General features: G+C 59.8%; 2 protein-coding genes. Both read left to right on the top strand.

What is annotated here, in order from left to right:
* Positions 1-998 (top strand): dihydrolipoyllysine-residue acetyltransferase (locus tag WB461_RS09540; RefSeq protein ID WP_423852499.1); only part of this gene is annotated, 998 nt, incomplete at its 5' end.
* Positions 999-1192: 194 nt separating this feature from the next.
* Positions 1193-1539, top strand: a 347-nt coding sequence (locus tag WB461_RS09535) for a hypothetical protein (RefSeq protein WP_423852498.1), incomplete at its 3' end; no start/stop codon positions are given.

Here is a 1539-nt window from a genome sequence, read left to right as displayed (position 1 = left end):
CGGCACCGGCCACTCAGGCTGCGCCTCCGGCCGCGCACGACCCGACTTCGGCTCCCAGCGGCAGCCTGCCGCATGCATCGCCATCGATGCGCAAGTTCGCCCGCGAACTGGGCGTTCCGTTGGCCGAGGTCAAGGGGTCCGGGCCGAAAGGACGTATCACCGTTGATGATGTGCAGGCCTTCACCAAGTCCGTGATGGCTGGCGATACGCGCACCCAGGCACAGGGCGCGAAGCAGCCGGCTGCTGCCTCCGGCGGCGGCACCGGGCTTGACCTGCTGCCGTGGCCGAAAGTTGACTTCACCAAGTTCGGTGAGGTCGAGCGCAAGGACATGTCGCGCATCAAGAAGATCAGCGGCGCCAACCTGCATCGCAACTGGGTGATGATCCCGCACGTCTGCAATCATGATGATGCCGACATTACCGAGCTCGAAAACTTCCGCGTCAGCATGAACAAGGAAAACGAGAAGGCCGGCGTGAAGATCACCATGCTCGCTTTCCTGATCAAGGCCTCCGTGGCCGCATTGCGCAAATTCCCGGAGTTCAATGCCTCGCTCGACGGCGATCAGCTGGTGCTGAAGAAATACTTCAACATTGCCTTCGCGGCTGATACGCCAAATGGCCTGGTAGTGCCGGTCATCAAGAACGCCGACCAGAAAGGTGTGATGCAAATCTCGCAGGAAATGGGCGAGCTGGCCAAGAAAGCGCGCGACGGCAAACTGAGTCCCGCTGACATGCAAGGCGCCTGCTTCACCATTTCGTCGCTGGGCGGCATTGGCGGACGGTACTTCACGCCCATCATCAATGCGCCCGAGGTGGCCATTCTTGGCGTTTGCAAGAGCCAGACCGAGCCTGTGTGGGATGGCAAGACCTTTCAGCCAAGGCTGATGCTGCCGCTGTCCCTGAGCTGGGATCACCGGGTCATCGACGGTGCCGCAGCGGCCCGGTTCAATGCCTATCTGGGTCAGATTCTTTCGGATTTCCGACGCGTTTTGCTGTGACGACAGCGGTGGCGCTTACCCGTGGCTGCGTTGCCCTGGAGCGCGCAAGGCCGCTGGTGGGCTGCCCTGCTGAAAGGATGATTGCGCTTCGGCGTGGTCACCGATTGCCGTCAAGCAAGCCTTTAGACTAGCTTCGTTGGAAGCGGTTGAAATGGTTTGCCGCTTAACGTTGTGTTCGATAAGAGATTGGGTCTATGACGACTTTGGTAGTGGTTAAAAAAGCGGGGCAGGTGGCCATCGCAGCAGATTCCCTGGTTACCTTTGGCGACACCATGCTGGCGCACCGGTACGAAGCCAACAGCAAGATATTCAAGGTCGAAACGCCAAATGGCCCGAGTTACGTGGGCATGGCCGGCACCGTGGCGCACTTTCCGGCGCTGCGTAAAGCCATGGCCGCGCTTCCGAATGACCTCTTGCTGCTGGGCAGCCGGGATGAGATTTACGACACCTTCACGCGCTTGCATCCCCTGCTCAAAGACCAGTTTTTTCTGCAGACGCGTGAAGACGACAACGACCCTTACGAGTCCAGCCAGTTCACCAC

It is taken from the genome of Aeromicrobium sp. (assembly GCF_049587115.1).
Lineage (GTDB): Bacteria > Actinomycetota > Actinomycetes > Propionibacteriales > Nocardioidaceae > Aeromicrobium.
Note: the sequence above shows the minus strand (reverse complement) of the source record. Positions and strands in the feature narration are given on the sequence as shown.